The sequence below is a fragment of the Pseudonocardia tropica genome (genome assembly GCF_040105315.1).
Classification (GTDB): domain Bacteria; phylum Actinomycetota; class Actinomycetes; order Mycobacteriales; family Pseudonocardiaceae; genus Pseudonocardia; species Pseudonocardia alni.
The window spans coordinates 74,518-100,206 of the sequence record NZ_JBEDNP010000018.1; the positions used below are offsets into that span (position 1 = coordinate 74,518).

Genomic DNA, 25,689 nt, shown 5'->3' on the forward strand with positions numbered 1-25,689 from the left:
AGGTTCCCGCGTGGCGTTGGCCGCTGCCCCCCGGGCACTGCGTACGACCCTGCCCGCCTGGGTGCTGGTCGCCGGAGCGGTGACCGTGCAGATCCTCTACCCGCTCACCCCCACCGCGCTGCGGACGCCGGTGACGGTGCTCAGCGTGGCGGTGTTCTTCCTGGCCGCGGTGGCCGACGTCGTCCGGGTGCACGGCACCCGCGGCGGGCTGGTGCTGCTCGGCGTCGCCGGCGGCGGGGGACTGGTCGCGGAGTCCGTCGGGCTGGCCACGGGGTGGCCGTTCGGCGCCTACTCCTACACCGGGACCCTCGGCGCCGAGGTGGCCGGCGTCCCGCTGGTCGTGCTGATGGCCTGGGCGATGATGGCGTGGCCCGCGCTCGTCGTGGGCAGGGCGCTGGCCCGGAGCGGGCCGGGGACCGTCGCCGTCGGTGCGTTCGCCCTGGCCGCCTGGGACGTGTTCCTCGACCCGCAGATGGTCGACGCGGGCCACTGGGTCTGGACGCACCCCGACCCGGGGCTCCCGCTGGTGCCCGGCATCCCGCTGACCAACTACGCCGGCTGGCTGGTCGTCTCGCTGCTGATCGTCGGGACGCTGCACCGGGCGCTGCCCGGCGGCCCGCGGCGCTCGGGGCCGGCGGCCGCGCTGTACCTGTGGGTCTACGCCTCCTCGGTGCTCGCCCACCTGGTGTTCTTCGGCCTGCCCGGCTCCGCCCTGGTCGGCGGGGTGCTGATGGGGCTGGTCGCGGTCCCGTACGCGCTCGTCCTGCGCCGCGACCGCGCCGCCCCCCGTCCCGCCGTCCCCCGGCCCGGCGCCCGGCGCCCCGGCCGGCACGGTCCGCACGTCCGCCCCGGAGGGACCCCGTGACCGATCCGCTGCGCCACCGCGCCGCGCCGCTGCGCATGCGCCGGCGGCGACTCGTGACCCCCGACCCGCTGCTGCCCCGCGAGGTGCCCGCGGGGTCGGAGGCGGTCGTCGTCGGGGGCGGGATCGCCGGGGTGTCCGCGGCGGTGGTGCTGGCCGAACGCGGGGTGCGGGTCACCCTGCTCGAGGCGGCCGACCACCTGGGCGGACGGCTCGGGGCATGGCCGCACACCCTGCCCGACGGCACCGTCCATCAGGTCGAGCACGGCTTCCACGCCTTCTTCCGGCAGTACTACACCTGGCGGTCGATCCTGCGCCGCGCCGACCCGCGGCTGTCGTTCCTGCGCCCGGTCGGGCACTACCCGGTGATCTCCGCGCGGTGGCCCGACGAGGACCTGTCGGGGCTGCCCGCCGCCCCGCCGTTCAACCTGCTCGCGCTGGCGCTGCGCAGCAGGAGCCTGTCGCGCCGCGAGCTGACCTCCGCCGATCCCGACGCCGGACGCGCCCTGCTCGCCTACGACCGGGCCACCACCACCGCCGAGCTCGACGGCGTCGACGCCGCGTCGTTCCTCGACCGGCTCGGGATGACCGAGCGCACCCGCAGCATGCTGTTCGAGGCGTTCGCGCGGTCGTTCTTCTGCAACCAGGGCGACCTGTCCGCCGCCGAGCTCGTCGCGATGTTCCACTACTACTTCCTCGGCAACCCCGAGGGCATCGCGTTCGACGCCCCGCGCACCGACCACGCCACCGCCGTGTGGCAGCCGCTGTGGCGGTACCTGACCTCCCTCGGGGCGCAGGTCCGCACCGGGGCGCGGGTCACCGCGGTGCACCCCGACGGCACCGGCTGGCGGGTCGAGGGCCCCGGGGCGACCACCACCCGGCACCTCGTGCTCGCCCTCGACCCGGGTGCGCTGCGCGCGGTGGTCACCGGCTCACCCGGGCTGGCGACGACGGCGCCGCGGCTGCACGCGCAGTGCGCGGCGCTGCGCGTCGCGCCCCCGTTCGCGGTCAGCAGGCTGTGGCTGGACCGCGACGTCGACCCGGGACGGGCGGTGTTCAGCGCCGTCAGCGGGCAGCCGACCCTGGACTCGGTCACCGTCTACTCCCGGCTGGAGGAGCCCTCGGCCCGGTGGGCCGCCGCGTCCGGCGGGTCGGTGGTGGAGCTGCACTCCTACTCCTGCGCCGAGCCCGACGCGGCGTCCGCCGCGGCCGCGCTGCGCGCCGAGCTGGCCGTGCTGTGGCCCGAGACCGCCGGCGCGACCGTCCTCGACCGGTACGACCGGCTGGAGGCCACCGCGCCCGCCTTCCCGCCCGGGACCGCGGGCACCCGGCCGGGGGTGCGGACCGACGCGCGCGGCCTGCGGGTGGCCGGTGACTTCGTGGAGACGCCCTACCTCGCCGGGCTGATGGAGCGCTCGTCGATGTCGGGGGTGCTCGCCGCGAACGACGTGCTCGCCGAGCTGGGGGCGGCCGCCGAACCGGTCGACGGGATCCCGCAGCGCGGGCTGCTCGCCGGCGTCCCGGCGCTGCGCGGGGCCCGCGGTCGCCACGCCGCGGCCCGCTGACCGTCGCCGTGCGGGTCGCGTCGCTGAACCTCGCCTCCGGCCGCGGGGCGGGCGGGCGGTACCTGACCGGCCCCGCTCTCGGGGCGGCCGTCGCCGGGGTGGGTGCCGACGTCGTCGCGGTGCAGGAGGTCGACACCGGCCAGTCCCGCTCGGCGGGTGACGACCAGCCGTCGCTGCTCGCGGCCGGGCTCGGTGCCGTGGACTGGCGCACCGCCGCGACCATGCACGGCGAGCCGCGCCCGGACCCGCTGCCGTCGTGGACCCCGCTCGACCCCCCGGTCCTGCGCGGTCCCGGCGACCCCGCGCCCGGGCCGCGCTACGGCGTCGCGCTGTTCTCCCGGCTGCCGGTGCGCCGCTGGCACGTGGTGGGGTTCGGGGCCGGACGGGCGCGGCTGCCGGTGCCGGTGCCCGCCCCGGGCGGGGGGACCCGGGTCTCCTGGTTCCCCGACGAGCCACGCGCCGCCGTCGCCGCCGAGCTGGGGACGCTGACGGTGGTGGCGACCCACCTGTCCTTCGCCCCGGCGACGGCGGTCCGCCAGCTCCGGGCGCTGCGGCGCTGGGCGGCGGGGCTGCCCGGGCCGGTGGTCGTCGCCGGGGACCTGAACCTGCCCGGCTCGCTCCCCGGGATGGTGACCGGCGGCCGGCGGCTCGTCGACGGGCAGACGTTCCCGGCGACGACGCCGCGCGCCCAGCTCGACCACCTGATCGCGTTCGGCCGCCTGACCGGGCGGGACCCGGCCGTGCTGCAGCTCGACGTCGGTGACCACCGCGCGGTCGCCGCGACGGTGGTGCCCGGCTGAGCCCTCAGTCGTCCGCGGGCGGGTCGGCGCGCGAACGGGCCAGTCGGCGCCGGGCCAGGACGGCCCCGGTCAGGCCGACGACCGCGAGCCCGACGACCGACACCAGGGACGGCAGCGACCCGGGGTCGGTGCCGAACGCGCCGACCGCGACCAGCGCCGTCGTGCCCGGGGTGACACCCAGGACGGTGCCGAGGAGGTAGTGCCGGAACCGGACCGCGGTCAGCCCCCACAGCAGGTTCAGCACCGAGTACGGCAGGACCGGCGCGAGGCGGACCCCCACCACGGCCAGGAGACCGCGCCGGCGCACCAGGTCGTCGACCACCGCCATCCGCTCCGCGCCCCGGCCCGAGCGGTCCACCAGCCGCAGCACCGTGTCCCGGCCCAGCCGTCGCGCCAGGGCGAACCCGACCGCCGCACCGACGAACTTCCCGGCCAGCGTGGCCGGGAGCCCCTCGCCGAACCCGAACAGCACCCCGCCGAGCACGGCGAGCAGGCTGACCGGCACCGGGGTGAGCGACAGCCCGGCGTACAGCGCCGCCCACAGCAGCGGGCCCGCCCACCCGGTCCCGGCCAGGCCGTCGCGGAGCCGCCCCACCGAGGGCACCCCGACGGCGACCGCGACGACGACCGCGACACCCACCAGCGCCACGAGCAGGACGGGACGCCAGAGGCGGGCGACGACGGGCCCGGTCACCGGGCTCCGGCGGGCGGTCGGGGCCCGGCGGCCACGGGGATCTCCGGTGCGGTCGGCATCGTCGCGAGTATCCCCGCCGCGGCGCCGGCCCGCCGGGGGAGCGACCCGCACCCTGGACACCCGGTGCCGGCGACGGCTACGGTGGCGGACCGGGTTTCTCGACCGCGACGATCCCGGACCAGCTCGGCGCATCTTCCGGGCGACGCCCTCCTCGGAGCCGTCGCCGTTCGGCCGTCCGGTACAGCTCCGTGCCCCGACGGCGCCACGGGCCGACCGTCCCCGCAGCCGGGACCGGTCCCACCTCCCTCCTGGCGGACCCATGACCGCACCCACGCCATCCCGTCGACTCCTCTCCGTCCCGGCGGCCGACACCGGCACCGGCGACACCGACCCGCAGGTCCACGTCGGACGCGGCAGCGCCGCGACCGTCGTCGTCGGCGTGTCCGGTGAGCTCGACCTCGCGACCGGCCCCTCGGTCGAGGCACGGGTCCTCGCCGCGGTCGACACCGCCCCCGGTGGCCGGGTCGTCCTGGACCTGAACGCGGTGGGCTTCCTCGGCCTGCGTGGGGTGGCGATGCTGCGCGCGGCCGCGGACCGGGCCCGGGCCACGGGCGCCTCCCTCGTGGTCGTGCTGGACCCGGCCGCGCCGGCGGCACGCGCGCTGCGGCTGGTCCGGGGGCCCGGCCTCACGGTGGTCGCCGTCGACGAACCGGTCGCCGACGCGTCCTGACCCGCCCCGGCCGGGCGCTCAGCGGGGCAGCGGCACCACGGCGACGAGCGTCGTCACCGACGGGGACCGAGGCGGCACGGCGTCCCTCCCGGTCGCCCGCGGTCGGCGGGTGCGACGCGGTCACCGGCCGGTGACCCGCGCCGAACCCGGGGACGGGACCGCGGCGACCGGGAGCGGAAGCGATCGAGCGGGTGAACGGGGCGACCCGGTCGGTACCGCCGCGGTCGGCGCACGGCTCCGGTGACGAGAGTCCTCATGGTCGACGACCTCCCGCGGGGGCACCGGAACCGTGGCCGGTCACGGCCCGGGGACCGGGCGGGTCAGCCGCCCAGGCCCGGGATACCCGGCATCTGCGGGAGCACCGGCGTCGAGGCGAACAGGTCGAGGTACATGCCGCCGGAGACCAGCAGCCCCAGGACGCCGAGCACCAGGCCGCCGAGGGCGACCGGCCGGACCCAGGCGCCCACGGCGGGCCGGGCGGCCGGGCCGAGGACCAGAACGAGCCCGACGAGCACCGCGACCAGGGCGACGACGCCGTTGACCACGGCGACGACGTCCCAGGGAGCGCTGTAGAAGGACTCGATGGTGTCGCCCGGGCTGCCGGTCGCGGCCTGGATCTGGCCGACGAGCGACTCGCGCTCGCGCAGCATGTCGCCGACCGAGGTGCCGGTGAGCGAGGCGAGACCGAGCCCCGCGGCGACGACGGCGCCCGCTCCGGCGAGGCCGCCGCCGGACGTCGTGGCGGTGGTCGGGGTGGAGGTCGTGCCGGCCTCGGTGCCGGACCCGGTCCGTACGGGGGCGGCCGCGGCGGCGCCCGAGGTCGTGTCGGTGCCGTTCGTGGCGGCGCTGTTCGTGTCGGTGCCGTTCGTGCCGTTCGTGCCGGTCGTCGCAGGACCCTCGGCGGCGGTCGTCCCGCTGTCGGCCGGGGTCCCGGGGGTGTCGGTGGCGGGGGTGTCGGTGGCGGCGGAGTCGGTTCCGGCGGAGCCGGTCGTGGTCGCCCGGTCCGTCGCGACGGAGCCGGACGCGCCGTCGGTCTCCGGGGTACCGGTCGCCGTGCTGCCGTCCGTGGGCCTGCTCGTGTCGGAAGCCATGGGCCGCACCGTACGCGAGGTCAAGATCGCCGTGACGGCCCCCCACCTGGGCGGATGTGCAGTCGTGTCCGTTCCGCCGGGCCCGTCACCGAATGGGGGCGGTGACCGGTCGCTACCCGACGGTCGCGCTGCGTGCGGTCCGGCCGGCCGGCTCGCCGGTCCCGGCGAGCACGGTGACCCCGTCCGCGGGGGACCCGGCCCCGACCCGTCGCACGGGGCCGCCGCGCAGCCCGGACAGCACGACCTCGACCCGGGCCAGCACCGCCGCCCGGGTGCGTCCGTCGACGCCGACGACGTCGACGACCACCGTGCCGAGCGCGGCCGAACCCGACGCCGCCCACTCCCCGGACCAGCCGAGCACGATGCCCGGCCCCGCGGGCGGGGGCGCGGACCCGACGGTGCGGTGGCCGAACCCCAGGGCCTGCAGGACCGGGTCGGCGATGAGCGCGTCGCGGAGCTGCCGGTCGGGCGTCGTGGTCATGCGGGCCTCCCGGTGCCGGCCGTCGTCGATCACGTCCGGTACCGACGGTAGGGAGCCCCTGTGTCACGGGGGATGAGGTGGAGGTGAGGAGGAGGTAAGCGATCGGCCGTTCCGGACCGGTTCCAGCGGCAGCAGCAGCGTGACCACCGACGGCGACCGGCGTGCGGTGAGCCGTCCGCCCTCGGCCTCCGCGAGCCGACGGGCGAGCGCGACCCCGAGGCCGCGCCGGCCGTCGCTGCCCGACAGGTCCTCCTCGGCCACCCCGGGCCCCTCGTCGGCGACGTCGACGGCCACGGCGTCCGGACCGGCCTCCCGGGCGGTCAGCGTGACCGCGCCGGCCCCGTGCTGGACGGCGTTGTCGAGCAGCGCGGCGACGATCTGGCGGACCGCCGCGGCGGAGGCGGGCGGGTCGGGCAGGGCGCCGTCGCGGGACACCGAGAACGACCGCCCGGCGCGGGACAGCCGGTCGCCCCACTCGGCCTGCGCCTCGTCGAACAGCCGGGCGAGGTCGACCGGTACGGCGTCACGGCTGCGTTCGCGGGCGAGCAGCAGCAGCTCGTCGATGGTGCGTTCCAGCCGGTCGACCGAGGCCAGACCGTCCTCGACGGTCGCGGGCCGCAGCAGCGCCGGGTCGTCGAGCGCGGACTCCAGCCGCAGCCGCAGCCCGGCCAGCGGCGTCCGCAGCTGGTGCGAGGCCTCCGCGGAGAACGCCCGCTCGCGGGCGAGCAGGTCGTCGAGCCGGCCCGCGGTGTGGCCGAGCGCGGACCCGACGCGGTCGAGCTCCCCGATGCCGGTGGGGGCGGGACGCACCCCGAAGTCGCCCTCACCGAGCCGGGCCGCGTCGCGGGCCATCGACTCCAGCGGCGCCGACAGGTGCCCGGCCAGGCGCATCGCGAGCGTCCACACCGCGACCAGCACCAGCCCGGCCAGCGCGACCATGCCGAGGTAGAGCGGCACCAGCGAGGACCACACCGCCGAGGTCGGGCGGGCCGCGCGCACCACCCCGATGACGTCGTCGCCGTCGGTCACCGGGGACACGGCGACGAGCTGGCCTGCCGGGGAGGAGGACAGCCCCCGGTCCAGGACCCGGTCGACGCCCTCGTCGCCCTCCGGCGGGCCGTCGCCGGTGGTGCGGTCGCCGTCCTCGTCGTAGAGGGCGACCGCGGTGTCGTCGTTGCGGCCGTCGGGCAGCCGGGCCGGGACCCGGTCGTGGACGACGTCGTCGTAGACCGAGCGGGCGGCGAAGTCCGCGATGCGCTGCAGCGACTCGCGCTGCTGGGCGACGGTGTAGCGCTCCAGCCCGGCGGCCAGCGGGACCCCGAACAGCACCAGCGTCACCCCGACCGCGACGAGGGTGAGTCGCACGATGCGGCGTCTCACCGGACGTCCCCGGGCAGCTCCAGGCGGTACCCGTGCCCGCGCAGCGTGGTGATCACCGGGACCCGGGGGCCGTCGTGCGCGGCGAGGTGACGGCGCACCGCGGCCACGTGCACGTCGAGGGTCTTGGTGGAGCCGAACCAGTGCGCGTCCCACACGTCGGTCATCAGCACCTCGCGGCTCAGCGCCGTGTCCGGGTCGCTCGCGAGCCGGGCGAGCAGGTCGAACTCGCGGGTGCGCAGGCCCAGCTCCCGCCCGGCGACGGTGGCGCGGCGGGCCCCGGTGTCGACGCGCAGGTCGCCGACCTCCAGCACGTCCTCGGTGCGGTCGCCGCCGGCCCGTCGCAGGTGCGCCCGGATGCGGGCGAGCAGCTCGGCCAGGCGCACCGGCTTGGTCAGGTAGTCGTCGGCGCCGGCCTCGAGGCCGAGCACCACGTCCATCTCCGCGGTCCGGGCGGTCAGCGCGACCAGCACCGCGTCGGGGCGCAGCGTGCGCAGCCGCCGGCACACCTCGACGCCGTCGAGGTCGGGCAGCCCGAGGTCGAGCAGGACCAGGTCGAACGGGGTGTGCCCGGCCGCGGCGAGCGCCGGGCCGCCCGCCTGCTCCCACCGGACGTCGTAGCCGTGCCCGGTCAGGCTGCCGCGCAGGACGTCACCGATCGTGCGGTCGTCCTCGACGAGCAGGATGCGGGCGTTCACCGGCCCGATCATCGTCCACCGGGTGGTGGTGGCGCACCCCGTCCCCGGTCGTGCACTCATGGAGCTCAGGACCGGTGCGGCCGGTCCTATGCTCCATGAGTGCCCCCCACCCGTGGGGCTAGGACCCGCCGTAGGGCGGCTCGCCGGTCTCCGGGACCAGTACCGGGGTGTTCTCGTCGAGGGTCTCCCCGCGGAAGAACGGCCGGCGCCGCACCGCGCAGGCCAGCATCAGCGGCACCCCGAGCGCGATCATGCCGACGCCGATGACGAACACCCCGCCGACCGGACCGAAGGAGGTCTCGCCGTAGGCGGGGTCGAGCATGTCGACCGAGCTCTGCACGAACGCCCACACCATCACCACGCCGCCGAGCAGCGGCAGCAGACCGCGCAGCAGCAGGTCGCGCGGCGAGCGGAGCAGGGTGCGCCGGAAGTACCAGACGCAGGCGAAGGCGGTGATGCCGTAGTAGAACGCCACGGCCAGGCCGAGCGAGGCGACGGTGTCGAGCAGCGCGTCGGAGCTGACCAGCCCCAGCACCAGGTAGAACACCACCGCGGACAGCCCCATGACGACGGTGGCGAACCCGGGCGTCGCGTAGCGGGGGTGGACGCCGCCGAAGCGGCGCGGGACCGCCCCGTAGACGGCCATCGCCAGCGCGCCGCGCGCGGTGGGCAGGATCGTGGTCTGGGTCGACGACGCCGCCGACACCGCGACGGTCAGCAGCAGCACCGCGGTGAGCGCCGTGCCGCCCATCGGGGCGCCGAGCAGGGTGAGCACGTCCTCGGAGTGCTCGGGGTTCGCCAGGCCGATCCCGGTCGCGCCGAACCCGGCGTAGGACGCCACCGCGACGGCGACGACGACGTAGATCGCCAGCAGGATCACCGTGGCCAGCAGCGCGGCCCGGCCCGGGGTGCTCGTCGGGCCGCGGGTCTCCTCGCCGACGGCCAGGCAGGCGTCCCAGCCCCAGTAGACGAAGATGCAGAGGATCAGCGCCTGCGCGGCGGCGGAGCCGGAGATCCCGGTCGGGTCGAACCAGCTCCAGCTCGGCAGCACGGCCTGCGGGCCGGCGTCGCCGGAGTACACCAGCCACAGCGCCCCGGCGGCCAGTACGGCGAGCACCACGATCTGGAAGACGATCAGCGCGTTCTGGAACCGCTCGGACAGCACGATCCCGCGGTGGCTGACCCAGGTCATGACCAGGATGAACAGCACCCCGACGCCGACCTTGACCAGCGTGTTCTCCGCGGCGGTGGCGAACCCGAGCGCACGCAGGGTGTAGACGGCGGCGATCTCGGCGACGTTGGCCAGCACGATGATCGCCGACACCGCGACGCCCCAGCCGCCCATCCACCCGACCCAGGGCCCGAAGGCCTTGGTGCCCCAGGTGAACGTCGTCCCGCAGTCGGGGACCGCGCGGTTCAGCTCGCGGTAGGCGACGGCGACGAACAGCATCGGCACGAACGCGACGAGGAACATCGCGGGCGCCTTCTCGCCGACGGCGAGGACGACGTAGCCGAGCGTCGCGGCCAGGCTGTAGGCCGGCGCGGTGGCGCCGAGCCCGATGACGGTGTTGCCCCACAGGCCCAGCGCTCCGGTGCGGAGACCCTTCGGGCCGGCCTCCACGAGGGGAGGCGGTGCGGCGGCGGTCAACCGCCGATCTCGGCGGTGAGGATGGTCAGCACGGTGGTCGTTCCCCGTCTCGTCGGCTCCCGCCCGGGCCGGCGGCGGCACACAGGATGCGGCACGGACGCACCCGAACGGACACAGCGGTGTCGCGTCTCACGCCGCGACCCCGCCGCGGGGTCAGAACTGCCGGTGCGGCGTGCCCCGCACGCTGAACCAGTAGGCGCCCGCCTCGGCGCCGGAGATCTCGGTGCGGACCTCGGCGGTGGCCGGGCGGCCGAAGCGGCGCCGGATGGCCTTGCGGGCCGTCTTCTCGATGCGTGCGGCCAGCCGCTCCGGGTCCGAGTGCCCGGACATGGTCAGCACGGCGACGAAGGCGTACCGGGCCGGTCCGCGCCGCGGCCAGGGCCCCGTGCCGTCGGCCAGGGACAGCTCGACGGTCATCGGACGCTTGCGGTGCGTGTACAGGGCGCGGGTCAACTCGGCCTCCACGACGTCGGCCTCGACGCCCGCGGGCGCCTCGATCCGCACGATCGCCATCACGGCGTTCGCCGCGGCCCCACCTGTCACCACGGTCACGGTCATGGACTCCCTCCGGGTGCGGGCCGCCCCCACGAAGGCGCGCATCACCGACACTCATCCCCGGTTCACCGGGTCCTAAACAAGGACGTGACCGAGACGGTCGTGCCAGGATCACGAGAGTCGCTCATCTCGTCATCCGTTCGAGCACCTCCAGGACATGCTCGTAGTCACGACCGGTCGCGCGGCTCATGCCGAGCTCGCAGGTCCGGTTGCAGGAGGCGTGGGCGTCGGCGTCGATACCGGCGAGCTCCCCCGCCTGCGGGGCGGTGGCCGCCGCGGTCAGCTCCGGGTGCAGCATCCCGCGGTCCCCGGCGAACCCGCAGCAGCTCCACGAGTCGGGGACGACGACGTCGTCGGCGACGGCACCGGCCAGGCGTCGCAGCGGGTCGAGCAGGCCGAGCTGGGTGGCCGAGCAGGTCGGGTGCAGCACGAGCCGGGCCAGCCGGGCGGGCACGGTGAGCGCGGGCAGGATCCGGTCGGCGGTGAACTCGACGGCGTCGAGCACCCGCAGGCCGCGGTAGCGCTCGGGGCCGGACGCGACCGTCACCCGCAGCCCCTCGGTGCACGACGACGCGTCGGACACCACCGGGAGCGCCCCGGCGCGGGTCGTCGTCCACAGCGCGGGCAGGACCCGCTCGGCCATCGCGGCGGCGCCGTCGGCGAGCCCCTTGGACTTCCACGGCGTGCCGCAGCACAGCGACCCCAGGTCGGCGGGCGCGCTCGCCCGCAGCCCCGCCCGAGCGCAGAGCCGGGAGAACGCCTCGCCCGCGCCGGGGCCCGCCGAGCCGAACACGGCGCCGGTGCAGGAGGAGAACAGGACGAGGTCGGCATCGGTGGACACCAGCCCGCCGGGGACCCGGTGCCCGCCGCCGCGGGGCAGGTCGGGGCTCCACTGCGGGACCTGCTCGGGGTCGGCGACCCGGCGCAGCGCCGCCGAGACCGGCGCGGCGCCGGGCACGGCCCGCGCGAGGGTGAGGGCCAGCCCGGCGGCCCGGGTGGTGGCGCCCCAGTGCTTCGCCGCGAGGGTCCAGCCCGCGCCCGCGGCGCCGTGGTCGCGTTCGCCGCGCAGCCGTCGCACCAGGTCACCGGTGTTGATCAGGACCGGGCAGGCGGTGCCGCACATGCCGTCGACGGCGCAGGTGTCGACGCCGTCGTAGGCGTAGTCGGCCTCCAGTTCGGCGAGCAGGGCCTCGTCGCCCGCGGCCCGGGCGGCGGCCATCTCGCGGCGCAGCACGATCCGCTGCCGCGGGGTGGTGGTCAGGTCGCGGCTGGGACAGACCGGCTCGCAGAACCCGCACTCCACGCAGCGGTCCACCTCGGACTCGACGGGCGGGGCGGACTTGAGGCCGGCCAGGTGCGCGGTCGGGTCGTCGTCGAGGACGACGCCGGGGGAGAGGATCCCCTGCGGGTCGCAGAGCCGCTTGATCTCCCGCATGACCTCGTAGAGCTCGTCGCCGTACTGGCGGCGGACGAACGGCGACATCATCCGGCCGGTGCCGTGCTCGGCCTTGAGCGTCCCGCCGTGGGCCAGCACGAGGTCGACCATGTCGTCGGTGAACCGGCCGAAGCGGTCCCGGCCGCCCGCCGTGCCCGAGTCGTCGAGGTCCTCGGTGAGCATGAAGTGGACGTTGCCGTCCTTGGCGTGCCCGAAGATCACGGCGTGGTCGTAGTCGTGCTTCGCGAACAGCGCGATCAGGCCCTCGCAGGTCGCGAGCAGGTCCGGGACGGGTACGGCGACGTCCTCCAGCAGCGCCGCGGTGCCCGGCGGGCGGGCGCCCGCGACCTTGGCGTAGAGCGCCTTGCGCAGCTTCCACAGCCCGGCCTTCGCGACCGGGTCCGCGGACAGCTCCCGCGGGCCCCGCAGCGGCAGCCCGGAGATCAGCCCGGAGGCGTCCCCGGCGAGCTGGGTGACCTCGTCGACGGTGTGCCCGCGGTACTCCACGAGGAACGCGGCGTGCTCGTCGACGGTCAGCGAACCGAGGAAGGGGACGGCGTCGACTGCAGCCCCATCGCCCTGACCGACCCGCAGCGACGTCGCGTCCAGCAGCTCGATCGTCGCCGCGCCCGAGTCCACCAGGCCGGGCAGCGCGCGGTTGGCGGCGGCGAGGTCGTCGAACACCAGCAGCCCGGTGCGGGTGTGGGCGAGCACCGGCACGGTGCGCATGGTGATCGAGGCGAGGAACGCCAGCGTCCCCTCGGAGCCGACGAGCAGCCGGGCCAGGATCTGCACCGGGTCGTGGTGGTCGAGGAAGGAGTTCAGGCCGTAGCCCATGGTGTTCTTCAGCGAGAACTGGCGCTCGATCTCGGTGCGCAGCGCCGCGTCGCCGCGGAGCCGGTCGCGCAGCCGCGCCAGGCCCGCCCACAGCCGGGGCTCGCGGGCGCGCAGCTCGTCGTCGGCGCCGGGCGCCCCGGTGTCCAGGGTGTTGCCCGAGGGCAGGACGAGCTCGACGGAGTCCAGCAGCGCGTAGCTGTTCGCGGCGGTGCCGCAGGCCATGCCGGAGGAGTTGTTCGCGACGACCCCGCCGAGGGTGCAGGCGACCTCGCTGGCCGGGTCCGGACCGAGCATCCGGCCGTACCGGGCCAGGCGGGTGTTGACCGAGCGCACGGTCGCGCCCGGCCCGACCCGCACCCGGGCGCCGTCGCCCTCGATCTCGATGCCGCGGAAGTGGCGGCGGACGTCGACGAGGACGCCGTCGGTGACGGCCTGGCCGGACAGGCTCGTCCCGCCCGAGCGGAAGGTCACCGGCACCCCGCCCGCGGCGCGGAACAGCGCCGCGACCTCGGCGGCGCTCGACGCCGTCACCACCGCGGCCGGGGTGCGGGCGAAGTGCGAGGCGTCGTGCGCCATCCGGAGCCGGTCGATCGCCCGGTTGGCGACGGCGGCGGGCCGGACCGCGGCGGCCAGCCGGTCGTGCAGGGCGTGCAGGGCCGGGCGGCCTGCCGGGTCGGTGGGCGGTGTCTCCGCGGGCGATCCGGTGAGGGTCACGGTGGTGCTCCTGGCGTGTGGTGGGACGCGCGTGCACCCACCCTGCCCCAGGGTCAGCCCCGTGCCGAGGGGAAGTTCGGGGGACGCTTCTCGCGCAGCGCGGCGGCGCCCTCCACCACGTCGGGGCCCATGAAGGTCGACATCTCGTACGCGGCGGACTGCTCGAACGCCGGTCCCGCGCTGCGCAGCCACGAGTTCAGCGCCCGCTTGGTGAGCCGGATGGCCTGCTGGGAGCCGGTGCCCAGGGCGTGCGCGACCCGCAGCGCCTCGTCGAGGACCTGCTCGCGCGGCACCGCCTTGGCGACCATCCCGAGCCGCTCGGCCTCGGCGCCGGTGACCATCTCGCCGGTCAGCAGGTAGTAGCGGGCCTTCGCCATCCCGGCGAGCAGCGGCCAGATGATCGCGGCGTGGTCCCCGGCGGCGACGCCGAGCCGCACGTGACCGTCGCCCAGCTTCGCGTCCTCGGCGGCGATCGCGATGTCGGCGAGCAGCGCGACGACCACCCCGGCCCCGACGGCGACCCCGTTGATCGCCGACACCACCGGCTTCTCGCAGTCGATGATGTTCCAGACCAGGTCGGACATCTCCCGGAGCATGTGTGCGACGCGCTCGTGGTCGCCGGCCATCCGCTCGACCATGCCGAGGTCCCCGCCCGCGGAGAACGCCCGCCCGGCCCCGGTGATCACCGCGACCCGGGTGGCGGCGTCGGACGACACGTCCCGCCAGACCCGGGCGAGCTCGCCGTGCAGGACCTCGTCGGCGGCGTCGTACTTCGCCGGGTTGTCGATGGTGATGAGCAGGACGCCGTCGTCGCGGCGCTCGAACCGCAGCTGGGTGTAGGTGCTCGGGTCGAGGGTCATGGGGTCCTCCCGGGGGCTGCGGTCGGAGCATGGACAGGCCGCCGCCGACGCTGACGGTCCGCCCGGTGAGGTGGTCGGCGTCGGGGGAGACGAGGAAGGCGACGGTGGCGGCGACGTCCTCGGGGCGGGCCGGGCGGCGGAAGGGGATCGCCTTCACCAGGGCGTCACGCAGCCGGTCGTTCCCCGCGACGACGTCGGCGGACAGGGCGGTGTCGGTGGGGCCGGGGCACACGCAGTCGACGTGGACGCCGTGCCGGGCGACCTCGCGGGCGCGGGTCCTGGTGAACGCGACGACCCCGCCCGTGGCGGCGGGGTGGTCCGCCTCGCCGCTGGACCCGACCCGGCCGGCCTCCGGGGCGAGGTTCACCACCGTCCCGGAGCCCTGCGCGATCAGGTGCGGGACGACGGCGTGCGCGGTGTGCAGCACCCCGAACAGGTCGATCCGCACGATCCGGTCCCGGTCGGCCGGGTCGGAGTCGACGAACGCGCCGACCTCGTCCCGGCCGGCGTCGTCGACCAGCACGTCGATCCGGTCGAGGTCGCCGGGGACCCGCTCGACGGTGTCGCGCACCGCGTCCGGGCCGGCGACGTCGAGGGTGTACGCGGTCCCGTCCGCGCCCGGCTCCGCGGCCGTCGCGGCGGCGGTGTCGCCGTCGGGGTCGGTGACCGCGACCCGGGCGCCCTCCCCGGCGAGCCGCAGTGCGGTGGCACGGCCGATGCCGCGCCCGGCCCCGGTGACGAGCACCGTCCGGTCGTCCGTCCTGCCCACGGGCCGGTCCACCTCGTGGTCGCCGACACCGGTGTCGGACCCGCCCACGATGACGACACCGGCCACCCATGGTCGATCCGCACCGGTGGGTCCGTGACGTCGGGCCGGGTCAGCGCACCACGGGCAGCGGGCCGGAGGGCCGGTCGAAGAACAGCGGGAGGGTCTCCTCGCGCGGGTCGGGGGTCCGGGGGAGGACCCCGGTCGCGGGCTCGGCGTCCCGGGGCGGACGGCGCATCACCGGGAGGACGCCGGTCGGGGGCTCGGGCTCCCCGGACGGCGGGCGCATCCGCGGCAGGACGCCCGTGGGCGGCTCGGGACCGTCGGCGGGTTCCCCGTCGGGCCGCTCGGCGGGACCGTCGGCGGGCTCCGCGGCCGGTCGCACGGCGGGCTCCGCGGTCGGTCGCACGGCGGGCTCCGCGGTGGGTGCCGTGGCGCGCCCCGCGGTGTCGGCGGCGGCGCGGCAGTCGGTGAGCAGCTCCCGCACGTCGTCGGTCACCGCGTGCCCGGCGCCGAGCACCCGCTCGGCGACCTCGAGCGTCGCGGCGAGCAGCCCGGCCGCGCCGCGCAGGTCGCCGGTGTCGGCACGGGCGAGCGCCAGCGCGGCCCGGGACGCGATCGTGCAGGGGTGGGTCCCGCCGAGCACCCGCGCCCGCCGGGTGATCACGTCCTCGTGCCGGCGGACCGCCTCCTCGGCGTCGCCGGTCACCCGGTGGGCCGCGGCCAGGGCGTCGGCGGCCGCGAGCGACGCCGGGTGGTCCGGGCCCAGCAGCGCCTCGCGGGCGGCGAGGTTGCGGGTGGCGATCTCCAGCCCGCCGGTGCGGTCGTAGCCCAGCAGCAGCGCGACGGCGAGGCTCCCCTCGGCGACGAGCGTGTCGGCGTCGTCCGGGCCGAGGTCGCGACGGGCGGTGGTGAGGACCTGCTGGACGCGACGGGTCGCGTCCAGCAGCGCGGGCATGTCGCCGCTGCGTCCCGCGACGCGCACGTCGGTCGCGGCGCGGTCGTGACGGGAGCGCAGGGCCTCGCGCAGTGGGTCGGCGGTCGTCGTCGACCGGCCCGCACCGTGGTGCGGGACGGTCACCCTCCGATCGGCCACGGACACCCGACCTCCCCTCCTCACCTCGACGAACAGTCCGGACTCACCCGGACGGCCCACTCAATCGTGACCGAACGTACCTGTAACCAGCGGTATCGCGCGCCCCGGGCGAGCATCCGAGGCGAAGGCCACCCTTACCGATCACCGTGCGTCGCAGAAGGTGAACCGACGGTCCGGGACCGGCGGGCCCGTCCGGACGGAGTCACCCGGCCGTGCGGTCCGCGTCCTCGGACGGGTGCACGTCCGTCGCGGTGCCTGGAGTGCGGGGTCCGGGGGCTCGACAATCGCGCGCACGCCGTGCGGAGAGGGGGCCTCGTGTCGAGGCAGGGGGACGCCGACCACACCGATGGTGAGGGCGCGGACGACGCAGGGGCGGCGAGGCGTCCGGACACCGGCACCGACCCCGCCACCGGTGGCCGGGTGGGGCGACCGGCGCGGCGACCGTCCCGGCCACCGCCACCGCGGCCCCCGCTGCGGCCGACGTCGCCGTTCCTGGGGGTGGCCCCGCCCGCCGCACCGCCCGCGGACGAGCCCGGTCCCCCGGACATCGGGTCCTTCGGGGCCGGAGGGACGCGACGCCGGCCCGCGCCCGGTGGTCCGGTGCCCGGCGGCCCGGCCCCTGCCGCCCCGGTGTCCGCGGGCCCGGGCGCCGCAATCCCGTCGCCGGCAACCCCGTCGCCGGCAACCCCGTCGCCGGCAACCCCGTCCCCGGAAACCCCGTGGCCGGAAACCCCGGCCCCGGCACGTCCGGGCCCCGGGGCACCGGGGTCCGCGACGTCGGACGCCGCTGCGCCGGGGTCCGCCGACCCGGACCCGCAGGCGTCGGATCCGGGCGCGGAGCACCCGGGTGCCCCACCGTCCGGCGCCCTCGTGCCGGACGGTGCGCCCCCGGGCGTCGCGACGCCGGAACCCCCGGTGCCGGACAGCGGTTCCACCTCGCCGGACAGCGGGCAGACCGCGCCGGACAGCGGCTCCACCGGATCGGACGGCGGTTCCACGGGACCGGACAGCGGGACGACGGTGCCCGCCGACCCGGACACGATCCCGTCGACCCCGAGCGAGGCACCGGCGGCCACCGAACCCGACGGCGCGACGCGGTCCACGGCACCCGCGGCCGCCGCGCCGGGCATCACCGGGACGGGCGCGACCGGAGCGACGGCCGTCCCACCGCCCGACGGAGCCCCGCCCCGGCCGCCCACGACCGGCCCCGACCCGACCCTGCACGGTGTCCCCGCGGTCACGCCGCGCCCGATGCCCCGACTCACCGCCGTGGTGCTGGTCGGGTCGCTGCTCGCGGCCGCCGGTGCGGCCGCGGGCGCGGTCGCGCTGGCCTCCCGGCAGAGCGACGGCGCGGGCTGGCCCGGCGCGACCGACCCGACGGCGGTGACCCGCCCGGACGGGGTGACCGCCGGCCTCCCGGGGGCCCCGGCTCCTCTCGTCCCAGTGCCCGAGGGCGCCGCCGGGGCCGGGGAGCGCGACCGGGCCGTGTCGCCGGAGCGGCACCGGTCCGACCCGGACAGCGATGGCGCGTCCCGCCCGGACCCGTCCGCGGGCCCGGGGGAGCGGCGGGCCGACCCCACGGCAGCGCGCCCGGCGCCGGGCGCCGGCCGCGCCCCGGCGGCACCCGCCGCTCCGCCGGCACCGGTTGCACCCGCCCCGGGCGGCCCGGGTAGCCCGGTCGCTCCGGCGCCCGGCGGTTCCGGGACGGTCCCGGCAGCGCCCGGCGCCCCGGCCGGGGGTACGACGCCGGGGACGCCCGGCACCCCGCCGGGTGGTACGGGCCCGGCCGGGCCCGGCACACCCGGTGCGGACACGCCCCCGTCGGACCCCGGCAGTTCCGGCACGGGACAGCCCTCCGACGGCGGAGCCGGACCCGGCACCGCGCCGGTTCCCGAGCCCACGGCGGGATCCGGCCCCACCTCCGGTCCGGGCACCGCACCAGAGGTGGGGCCGGGGTCGGGGTCCGGCACGGGCACCGGGAACGGTGCCCCGGAGGCGACCGGCACCGGACCGGACGGCGGCGCGGGCACCGGCGGTCGCGGCACCACGCCCCCACCCGGCCCCGGTTCCTGACCCCCGGAGGGCCGACGGACGTGCGCGGCGGGCGACTCAGCCCGCCGCCAGCACCTGCTCCCGCAGGATGTCGGCGTGCCCGCAGTGGTGCGCCAGCTCGCGCAGGACCTGCAGGTGCAGCCAGCGCACCGTGATCGGGTAGCCGCGTCCGGACACGGTGTCGTCCGGCCCGAGCCCCACGACGGCGGCCCGGGACCGTTCGCACACCTGCAGGTAGTGCCTGCGGACCGAGTCGACGGTCTCGTCGTCGCCGGGGAGGAAGGACTCCTCGACCGTGTCCGGGATCCCCAGCTCCGCCCGCGACGCGCCGGACACGGCCGTCCCGAACCAGACGGACTCCAGGAACGCGGCGTGCCGCACCAGCCCGAGCAGCGTCGTCGCCGACGGGACCAGCCGCCGTCGCGCCTGCTCCTCGGTCAGGCCGTCGAGGACACCGGCGATCAGCGTCCGGTACTCCTCGACGAACGCGGCCAGCTGGATGCGCTCGTCCTCGACCATCACGGAGAAGGGGTCGCTCACGACGGCGAGCCTACGACCGTGGTCGGACGGCGCAGATCGTTCCCCGCTCCGACGCGCCGGGCCGCCCCGGCCCGCACCGTTGCGGCATGACCACGACAGACCGGCCCCGGCCCACCGTCGGCGCCACCGCCGGACCGGACAGCGGGTCGTGGCCGCGCGACCGGCACCGTCCCGGCCCGCGCCGCTCCGGCCGGCACCGTCCGGGGCCGCGCCCGGACGGACGGTCTCGACGCCGCCCGCGGCCCCGCCGTGCCCGGCATGATCGTCGCGCACGTCGCCGTCGCCGCGGGGTCGTCCTGGCTGCTCCCGCCGGTGCCGTTCGCCCCGGCCCGGGCGCTCGCGGTCGCCGCCGCGGTCCGGGCGGTCGCCGGGCCGCTGCTGTCCCGGGTGTTGCGCGCCCGGTCCGGGTCCACCACCGACGCCGACGGGCAGGCGGTGCTCGGCGCGACCGTGCACCTGTCCGACCTCACCTCGCCCGCCGGGCTCGTGCACGCGCTCGAACGGTGCTGGCGACGGCGCTGGTCGCGGGCCCGGCCGTGGCCTCCGCGTGGGCCTGGCGCGGGCTCGTCGGGCGCGGTCCGCCGGAACCGCTGGTGCACAGCGTCTCCGTGCGCGCGGCCGGTTCTCCGCCCACGGTCGGAGACCGGGATCGGACCCCGCTCCGATGCCCGGCGGGGCCGCCCCGCGCGAGGCTGGGGACATGGACAGCACGACGACGGGCCGGGCGGCCGACACGATCGGGTACCGGGGATCATCGGGGCCGGAGCGGGGGGAGGCGCGATGAGCATCGCGACACGGGTGTGGGACTCCCTGCGGAGCCTGCCCACCCTGCGTTCCACCCCGTCGGAGGCCCCGACCCTCGTCGAGCGCGCGGTGGCGCTCGGCCGCCGCAACCCGGTCGTCGTCGACGCCGTGCTGGCCGCCCTGCTCATCTGGGTCGCGGTCAGCTGGACCCTGGAGGGCAAGGTCCGGTCGGACGTCCGGATCGTGGCCCTCGTCGTGGCCGTGCTCGCGGCCCTGCCCGTCCCGCTGCGCCGGGTCCTCCCGATGCCGGCCGCGTCCGCCACGGCCGCGGTCGCCCTCGTCTGCACCGTCGTCGAGCCGGCCGTCCACCCCGCGTACCTGCTGCCGTCGCTGGTCATGGGCTACTCGGCCGTCGCCTACGGGCCCCGCTGGGCCGGGTGGCTGGCGCCGGTCGTGCTGACCCTGGGGATGTTCGGGCCGTTCCTGCTGCGTCCGCCGACGTCGATACTGCAGCTCCCGGGGGCCACCCCGCTCACCGTGCTGGCCCTGGCCGGGGTGATGGCGATGGTCCCCGTGCTGGTGTGGCTGCTCGGGTCGCTGCGCCGCGCCGCGCACCGCCGCACCCTGGACCTGCGCGAACGCAACCGGCTGCTGGAGGAGAGCCGCCGCCAGGAGGTCCGCCTCGAGCTGCTGGCCGAGCGGTCGCGGATCTCCCGCGAGGTGCACGACGTCGTCGCCCACTCGTTGTCCGGGATCATCGCCCAGGCCGACGGCGGCCAGTTCGCCGCGCAGCGCGACCCGGCGAAGGCCGTCGAGGTGCTCTCCGGCATCGCGACCACCGGCCGCTCCGCGCTGTCCGACGTCCGCGGCCTGCTGTCGATGCTGCGCGACACCGGCCCGGACGGCGACACCGACACCGACCCGGCGCGTCCGCAGCCCGGCGTCGGCGACGTCCCCGCGCTCGTCGAGCAGGTCCGCACCGGCGGGCTGCCGGTCGACCTGCGGACCGTCGGCACCCCGCGGGAGCTCCCGACCGGTCCCGGCCTGACCGTCTACCGGATCGTTCAGGAGTCGCTGACCAACGTCGTCAAGCACGCCGGGCCCGGCGTGCCCACCCACGTCGACCTGCGGTGGACCACCGACGAGCTGACCGTGCGCGTCCACGACGAGGGCGCCCGCGGCCCCGTCCCCACCCCGCCGCGCGGCGGCCACGGCCTGACCGGCATGCGGGAGCGGGCCGCCCTGCACGGCGGCTCGGTCGAGGCCGGCCCGCACGTCGACGGCGGCTGGACGGTCCGGCTGCGCCTGCCCCTCACACCCCCGGCCCGAGGAGAACGGTGAACCCCGTACGACTGATGCTCGTCGACGACCAGGAGCTGGTCCGCACCGGCTTCGCGATGGTGCTCGACTCCTGCGACGACCTCGCCGTCGTCGCCCAGGCCGGCGACGGCGAGGCCGCGCTCGCCGAGCTGGACCGCACCGAGGTCGACGTCGTGCTGATGGACGTGCGGATGCCCCGTCTCGACGGCATCGCCGCCACCCGCCGGGTCGTCGCCGATCACCCCGGGGTGCGGGTCCTGGTGCTCACCACCTTCGACCTCGACGAGTCCGTCACCGAGGCCATCGCCGCCGGTGCCAGCGGTTTCCTGCTCAAGGACGTGTCCCCGCAGGACCTCATCGGGGCCGTCCGCACCGTGCACCGCGGCGACTCGGTCGTCGACCCCGTCTCCACCCGGCGGCTGCTGCGCGCCACCCGGCCGCTGCTCACCGCACCCGAGCCGGCCGCCGCGGAGCCGTCGGCGGACGCACTCGCCGCGCTGGACGAGCTGACCCCGCGGGAGCGGGAGGTGCTCGTCCTCGTCGGCGACGGCCGGTCCAATGCCGAGATCCGGGCCGACCTCGTCGTCTCCGAGGCGACGGTGAAGACCCACATCGGGCACCTGCTCGCCAAGACGCAGTCGCGGGACCGGGTGCAGCTCGTCGCGCTGGCGTTCCGGGCGGGCCTGGTCAGCTGACCCCGGGCCGCCCCGGCGCCCCGTCACCCACCGCGTCCGTGGTGGACGGCCCGGTCACCCGCACCACGATCTTGCCCCGCACCCGGCCCGCGGCCAGCCGCTCGATCGCCGCGCCCGCGTCGTCGAGGCCGACGGTCCGGTCGACCACCGGAGCCAGCTCCCCGGCCTCGACGAGCCCGCGCAGGGCGGCGAGGTCGGCGGCGTTCTCGTCGGCCACCAGCACGGCGAGCCGCCGCCCGCGCAGGAACGGCGAGAGCGCCCCCGCGCGCAGCAGCCGGCCGTAGCCGCCGGTCAGCCGTGCGTCCGGGCGCTCGCCGCCGACGAGCACCGCCGTCCCGCCGGGCGCCAGCACCGAGCACAGCCGGGCCGCGGACGGGTTGCCGCCGATGTCGAGGACGACGTCGAACCGGCGGCCCAGGCCGAACACGTCGGTCGTCGTCCGGTCGACGACGTCGGTCGCACCCAGGGACCGGACGAGCCCGACCGACCCGGAGCGGCACACCGCGGTCACCGTCGCGCCGGCGGCCCGGGCGATCTGCACGGCGAAGGTCCCCACTCCACCGGACGCGCCCAGCACCAGCACCGATGAGGCCGGCGCGACCCGGCCGACCCGGTGCACCGCCTGCCAGGCGGTCTGCCCCGACACCGGCACGGCCGCGGCGAGCTCCGGGCCGCACCCGTCCGGGGCGTGCGCGAGCCGGTCGGCCGGGGCGACGGCGTACTCGGCGAGGCTGCCGGTGGGGGCGGTCCCGAACACGCGGTCCCCGGGGCCGAACCCGTCGACGCCGGGACCGACCGCCACGACATCACCCGCCAGGTCGCGGCCGGGGACCCGGACCCGGGGTGCCCGCAGCCCGACGGCCGGGCGCACCACGAGCGGCAGCCCCGCCATGAGGTGCCACGTGCCGCGGTCCAGCGCCGCCGCGGCGACCCGCACCAGAACCTCACCCGGCCCCGGCTCCGGGACGGGCAGCTCCCGGACGCGCCAGACCCCGCCCGTGCCGTACCGCTCCTGCACCACAGCTCGCATCACGCACTCCTGTACTTAGTACGAAACGTACGTTGTACAGTACGGGTTACCGGGACAGACGCACAAGGGGACGACGTGACGCGGCGACAGCTCAGCAGGGAACGGGTGCTCGCCGCCGCGGCCGAGGTCGCCGACGCCGACGGCATCGCGGCGCTCACCATCCGCGCCGTCGCCGGGCGCCTGGGCAGCGCACCGATGGCCGTCTACCACCACGTGGCGAACAAGGACGAGATCCTCGACGGTCTCGTCGACACGGTCTTCGGCGAGATCGACCCGCCGGTGCCGGGCCGGCCGTGGCGGCCCGAGCTGGCCCGCCGCTGCCGGTCGGCGCGGACGGTGCTGGCCCGCCACCCCTGGGCCACGCCCCTGCTGGACAGCCGTCGCCGCCCCGGCCCGGCGACGCTCGCACATCACGACGCCGTGCTCGGCACGCTGCTGTGCGACGGCTACGACGCCCGTGCCGCCGGGCACGCGTTCGCGCTGGTCGACGCGTTCGTCTACGGATTCGCCCTGCAGGAGGCCGCGATCCCGTTCGCCGGCGACGCCCTGGCCGACAGCGCCCGGCGGATCGTGGACGGGCTCGCCGAGGGCGCCCACCCGCACCTCGCGCGGTTCGCCGCGGAGCGGATCGGCCCGGACTACGACTTCGGCGACGAGTTCGACGTCGGCCTGGACCTGGTGCTCGACGCCGTCGGCACCCTCAGAAGCCCGGGTGGTCGCGCAGGTTGACCTGGTCGCAGGTCAGCGCGAACGCGTCGACCTCCTCCGCCGACGGCGGCGTCGCCCGCGCCGCGAACTCCGCCAGCCCCCGGAAGTAGCGCTCCCGCGGTGCGCCGGGCACGAACAGGATGAGGAACCGCGCGTCGCTGTCCGGGCCGGTGCGGAACGCGTGCACCCCCCGGTGCGGGACGTGCACCAGGTCGCCCGGCCCGGCCTCGGTCCAGGTGTCGCCGGTCATGACCCGCAGCGCGCCGTCGAGGACGTAGAAGCTCTCGGTGAACCCGGTGTGCAGGTGCGGCAGCGCGCCGGGGGAGTCCGCCGGGATCCACGACTCGAACAGCCCGAACCCGCCACCGACCTCCGCGCCGGGTGCGGCGAACCGGGTCCACGAGCCGGTCGGGGAGGTCACGGCGCGCTCGGTGGTCGCGGCGGGGCGCCACACCGCGCCGGGCTCGGGGAAGCTCACGCACCGAACGTAGCGGCCCGGCGACCGGGCGTCCCGGCGCGGCGGCCGGTCACCACCCGCGCGGGGCCGTGGGGGAGCACCGGGCCGGCGAGGGCCCCTCGGTATCGTCGTGGGCGCTGCCGGAGGCGTCCGGCCGTGGTCGGAGCGGAGAGGTGGGTGAGGCACGTGCGCGTCCTCGCCCCGCTGACGTTGCTGGTCCTGGCCCTGGTGCTGTGCGCGGGCCCCGCCGTCGCGACCGCACCGGGCGCCCACGGCGCCACCCCGGCGGTCGTCGTCGGCTCGGACTGCTCGCAGCACCCGCTCACGCTCATGCACGCGGGGGACTGCGAGCAGGCCCCCCGCCGCGACGACGACGTGCCCGTCCCGTCGCTGCTGCCGGTCGCCGTGGTCGCCGTCCTGGCGGCCGGGCACACCGGCACCGCGCCGCCCGCCGCACCGGAACGGACGCTGTGCGCGCCGTCGCCGGTGGAGCACCTCTGCGTGGACCGCAACTGAGGCGTGCGGTCACCCCGCCACCGCGTCCCCGCACCCGTTCCGACCCGGCCACCGCGCCGGGCCCCGTGGAGGAAGACTCCCGATGACCCGCAACGTCAAGATCTCCCTGGCCGTCGTCGGCGCGTTCGCGCTGATCGTGGCCGCGCTGCTGTTCGCGACGCGACCCGGCACCCCGGAGACCGGCGCCGCCGCCGGTGCGCCCGACAGCCTCGTCACCGCCGACGCCGCCCGCCTCAACGACGCCCCGAACGCCTCGGCCACCCTGGTCGAGTTCGCCGACTTCCAGTGCCCCGCCTGCGGCCAGGTCCAGCCGATCATGGACCAGCTGGTGCAGCAGTACGGCGACCGCGTGCAGTTCGTGTTCCGCAACTTCCCGCTGCCGATGCACCAGAACGCCGAGGCCGCCGCGCTCGCCGGTGAGGCCGCCCGCGCCCAGGGCGCGTTCCACCCGATGTACGAGCGCCTGTTCCAGACCCAGCGCGACTGGTCCGAGTCCCCGGACGCGGCGACGGTGTTCCGCGGCTACGCCCAGGACCTCGGCCTCGACCTGAACGCCTACGACGCCGCGGTCGCGGACCCGGCGACCGCCGCGAAGATCCAGGCGGACAAGGACGCCGGGCTCGCCGCCGGCGTCGAGGGCACCCCGACGATCTTCGTCAACGGCGAGAAGGTGCAGCTCCGCTCGGTGCAGGACATCACCGATGCCCTCGACGCCGCGGTGAGCCGGTGAGCGTCCCCGCCGCGGCGCGGACCGAGGAGTTCTCCCGCGTCACCACCGGCGCCCCGGCCGTGCCGGGGCCGGTGCCGCGGTTGCTTCCGTGGCTGCTCGTCGTCGGCGGCGTGCTGGGGCTGGTCTCGGCGTTCACGCTGACCGTCGAGCGCATCGAGCTGCTGATCGACCCGGCCTACACGCCGTCGTGCAGCATCAACCCGGTGCTGTCCTGCGGGTCGGTCATGACGACCCCGCAGGCGGCGTTCTTCGGGTTCCCGAACCCGCTGCTCGGGATCGGGGCGTTCGCGGTCGTGGTGACGACGGGTGCGGCCCTGCTGGCCGGGGCCCGCTTCCCGCGCTGGTGGTGGGCGGGGCTGACGGCCGGGTCCGCGCTCGGCGTCGTCTTCGTGCACTACCTCATCGTCGCGAGCCTGTACCGGATCGGCGCGCTCTGCCCGTACTGCATGGTCGTGTGGGCCGTGACGATCCCGATCTTCTGGTACACGCTGCTCGCGACCCTGGACGCCCTCGGCGGCGGCGCGCGAGCGCTGCACGCCCGGATCGCCGGCTACCACGCGGTGCCGGTGGTGCTGTGGTTCCTGGTGGTCGTCGGGCTGATCCTGCAGCGCTTCTGGACCTACTGGTCCTCGCTGCTCTGAACCGGCCCGCGGGGGCCGGGGCGGGGGGGCACCGGCCCCCCCCGGGG

General features: G+C 76.9%; 23 protein-coding genes and 1 pseudogene. 10 read left to right on the forward strand and 14 right to left on the reverse strand.

The genetic code is table 11. The annotated features are described in order from the left end of the window. The first annotated feature begins 10 nt into the window (after window positions 1–10). From WHI96_RS23725 to WHI96_RS23735, 3 genes are read left to right on the forward strand one after another with little or no spacing between them, the layout of a single operon-like run. Entirely contained in the window at window positions 11–865 is an 855-nt protein-coding gene (locus WHI96_RS23725) for a carotenoid biosynthesis protein (RefSeq protein WP_345647443.1), read from the forward strand. Next, complete coding sequence (locus WHI96_RS23730; protein WP_345647446.1) at window positions 862–2,427, forward strand: FAD-dependent oxidoreductase; 1,566 nt, start codon at window positions 862–864, stop codon at window positions 2,425–2,427. Before WHI96_RS23725 ends, WHI96_RS23730 begins: the two co-directional genes overlap by 4 nt. An 8-nt stretch (window positions 2,428–2,435) precedes the next feature. Continuing rightward, complete coding sequence (locus tag WHI96_RS23735) at window positions 2,436–3,227, forward strand: endonuclease/exonuclease/phosphatase family protein (protein WP_345647449.1); 792 nt, start codon at window positions 2,436–2,438, stop codon at window positions 3,225–3,227. Between the two features lie 4 nt (window positions 3,228–3,231). Here WHI96_RS23735 and WHI96_RS23740 read toward each other — a convergent pair whose 3' ends face one another. Next, window positions 3,232–3,921 carry a TVP38/TMEM64 family protein gene (locus WHI96_RS23740; RefSeq protein WP_345647452.1) on the reverse strand — a complete coding sequence of 230 codons (690 nt, stop codon included), beginning with the start codon at window positions 3,919–3,921 and terminating at the stop codon, window positions 3,232–3,234. A gap of 319 nt (window positions 3,922–4,240) precedes the next feature. Here WHI96_RS23740 and WHI96_RS23745 point away from each other — a divergent pair, with 319 nt between their 5' ends. Continuing rightward, window positions 4,241–4,651 (forward strand): STAS domain-containing protein, encoded by a 411-nt coding sequence (locus tag WHI96_RS23745; RefSeq protein WP_345647454.1) that lies wholly within the window; start codon window positions 4,241–4,243, stop codon window positions 4,649–4,651. Between the two features lie 320 nt (window positions 4,652–4,971). Here WHI96_RS23745 and WHI96_RS23750 read toward each other — a convergent pair whose 3' ends face one another. The 11 genes and pseudogenes from WHI96_RS23750 to WHI96_RS23800 all read right to left on the reverse strand — a co-directional run bounded on the left by WHI96_RS23750 (window position 4,972) and on the right by WHI96_RS23800 (window position 18,801). Beyond that, entirely contained in the window at window positions 4,972–5,742 is a 771-nt protein-coding gene (locus WHI96_RS23750; RefSeq protein ID WP_345647456.1) for a hypothetical protein, read from the reverse strand. A 112-nt stretch (window positions 5,743–5,854) separates the two neighbouring features. Further along, a complete protein-coding gene (locus tag WHI96_RS23755; protein WP_345647459.1) occupies window positions 5,855–6,223 on the reverse strand; it encodes a hypothetical protein in 369 nt (122 codons plus the stop codon). Window positions 6,224–6,286: 63 nt separating this feature from the next. After that, the gene (locus WHI96_RS23760) at window positions 6,287–7,603 is read right to left on the reverse strand and encodes a sensor histidine kinase (RefSeq protein ID WP_345647462.1); all 1,317 of its coding nucleotides are present in this window, start codon (window positions 7,601–7,603) and stop codon (window positions 6,287–6,289) included. Further along, window positions 7,600–8,310 (reverse strand): response regulator transcription factor, encoded by a 711-nt coding sequence (locus WHI96_RS23765; RefSeq protein ID WP_345647503.1) that lies wholly within the window; start codon window positions 8,308–8,310, stop codon window positions 7,600–7,602. Before WHI96_RS23765 ends, WHI96_RS23760 begins: the two co-directional genes overlap by 4 nt. 106 nt (window positions 8,311–8,416) lie before the next feature. Beyond that, window positions 8,417–9,919 (reverse strand): APC family permease, encoded by a 1,503-nt coding sequence (locus WHI96_RS23770; protein ID WP_345647464.1) that lies wholly within the window; start codon window positions 9,917–9,919, stop codon window positions 8,417–8,419. A 180-nt stretch (window positions 9,920–10,099) separates the two neighbouring features. Next, a complete protein-coding gene (locus WHI96_RS23775) occupies window positions 10,100–10,504 on the reverse strand; it encodes a hypothetical protein (RefSeq protein ID WP_345647466.1) in 405 nt (134 codons plus the stop codon). A gap of 121 nt (window positions 10,505–10,625) precedes the next feature. Further along, window positions 10,626–13,487 (reverse strand): FAD-binding and (Fe-S)-binding domain-containing protein, encoded by a 2,862-nt coding sequence (locus WHI96_RS23780; RefSeq protein ID WP_345647506.1) that lies wholly within the window; start codon window positions 13,485–13,487, stop codon window positions 10,626–10,628. A gap of 53 nt (window positions 13,488–13,540) precedes the next feature. Then, a complete protein-coding gene (locus WHI96_RS23785; RefSeq protein WP_345647509.1) occupies window positions 13,541–14,347 on the reverse strand; it encodes an enoyl-CoA hydratase/isomerase family protein in 807 nt (268 codons plus the stop codon). Window positions 14,348–14,390: 43 nt separating this feature from the next. Next, window positions 14,391–15,182 (reverse strand): annotated as a pseudogene (locus WHI96_RS23790) (SDR family NAD(P)-dependent oxidoreductase); the annotation flags it as partial. Window positions 15,183–15,225: 43 nt separating this feature from the next. Further along, window positions 15,226–16,209, reverse strand: coding sequence for a tetratricopeptide repeat protein (locus WHI96_RS23795; RefSeq protein ID WP_345647468.1), 984 nt, complete (start codon window positions 16,207–16,209; stop codon window positions 15,226–15,228). Between the two features lie 2,109 nt (window positions 16,210–18,318). Further along, window positions 18,319–18,801, reverse strand: a complete 483-nt coding sequence (locus WHI96_RS23800) for a DinB family protein (protein ID WP_345647472.1) — start codon at window positions 18,799–18,801, stop codon at window positions 18,319–18,321. A 780-nt stretch (window positions 18,802–19,581) separates the two neighbouring features. Here WHI96_RS23800 and WHI96_RS23805 point away from each other — a divergent pair. Together WHI96_RS23805 and WHI96_RS23810 are read left to right on the forward strand one after the other, a co-directional pair. Further along, window positions 19,582–20,886: a sensor histidine kinase gene (locus WHI96_RS23805; RefSeq protein ID WP_349302445.1), complete on the forward strand. Its 1,305-nt coding sequence runs from the start codon at window positions 19,582–19,584 to the stop codon at window positions 20,884–20,886. A gap of 14 nt (window positions 20,887–20,900) precedes the next feature. Beyond that, window positions 20,901–21,560 carry a response regulator transcription factor gene (locus tag WHI96_RS23810; protein ID WP_345647512.1) on the forward strand — a complete coding sequence of 220 codons (660 nt, stop codon included), beginning with the start codon at window positions 20,901–20,903 and terminating at the stop codon, window positions 21,558–21,560. Here WHI96_RS23810 and WHI96_RS23815 read toward each other — a convergent pair. Next, window positions 21,553–22,590 carry an NAD(P)-dependent alcohol dehydrogenase gene (locus WHI96_RS23815; RefSeq protein ID WP_345647478.1) on the reverse strand — a complete coding sequence of 346 codons (1,038 nt, stop codon included), beginning with the start codon at window positions 22,588–22,590 and terminating at the stop codon, window positions 21,553–21,555. The two genes, WHI96_RS23810 and WHI96_RS23815, sit on opposite strands and share 8 nt — an antisense overlap. Window positions 22,591–22,665: 75 nt before the next feature. On the opposite strand from WHI96_RS23815, the gene WHI96_RS23820 reads away from it, so the two are divergent. Continuing rightward, window positions 22,666–23,319 (forward strand): TetR/AcrR family transcriptional regulator C-terminal domain-containing protein, encoded by a 654-nt coding sequence (locus WHI96_RS23820; protein ID WP_345647481.1) that lies wholly within the window; start codon window positions 22,666–22,668, stop codon window positions 23,317–23,319. On the opposite strand, the gene WHI96_RS23825 is transcribed toward WHI96_RS23820, so the two are convergent. Beyond that, on the reverse strand, window positions 23,291–23,776 hold the full coding sequence (locus tag WHI96_RS23825; RefSeq protein ID WP_178375298.1) for a cupin domain-containing protein: 486 nt from the start codon (window positions 23,774–23,776) through the stop codon (window positions 23,291–23,293). The two genes, WHI96_RS23820 and WHI96_RS23825, sit on opposite strands and share 29 nt — an antisense overlap. 156 nt (window positions 23,777–23,932) lie before the next feature. Here WHI96_RS23825 and WHI96_RS23830 point away from each other — a divergent pair, with 156 nt between their 5' ends. From WHI96_RS23830 to WHI96_RS23840, 3 genes are all read left to right on the forward strand, one after another. After that, window positions 23,933–24,271, forward strand: coding sequence for a hypothetical protein (locus WHI96_RS23830; RefSeq protein ID WP_345647487.1), 339 nt, complete (start codon window positions 23,933–23,935; stop codon window positions 24,269–24,271). An 82-nt stretch (window positions 24,272–24,353) separates the two neighbouring features. Next, the gene (locus tag WHI96_RS23835) at window positions 24,354–25,001 is read left to right on the forward strand and encodes a DsbA family protein (RefSeq protein WP_345647490.1); all 648 of its coding nucleotides are present in this window, start codon (window positions 24,354–24,356) and stop codon (window positions 24,999–25,001) included. Further along, the gene (locus tag WHI96_RS23840) at window positions 24,998–25,642 is read left to right on the forward strand and encodes a vitamin K epoxide reductase family protein (protein ID WP_425571636.1); all 645 of its coding nucleotides are present in this window, start codon (window positions 24,998–25,000) and stop codon (window positions 25,640–25,642) included. Before WHI96_RS23835 ends, WHI96_RS23840 begins: the two co-directional genes overlap by 4 nt. Window positions 25,643–25,689 lie beyond the last annotated feature (47 nt).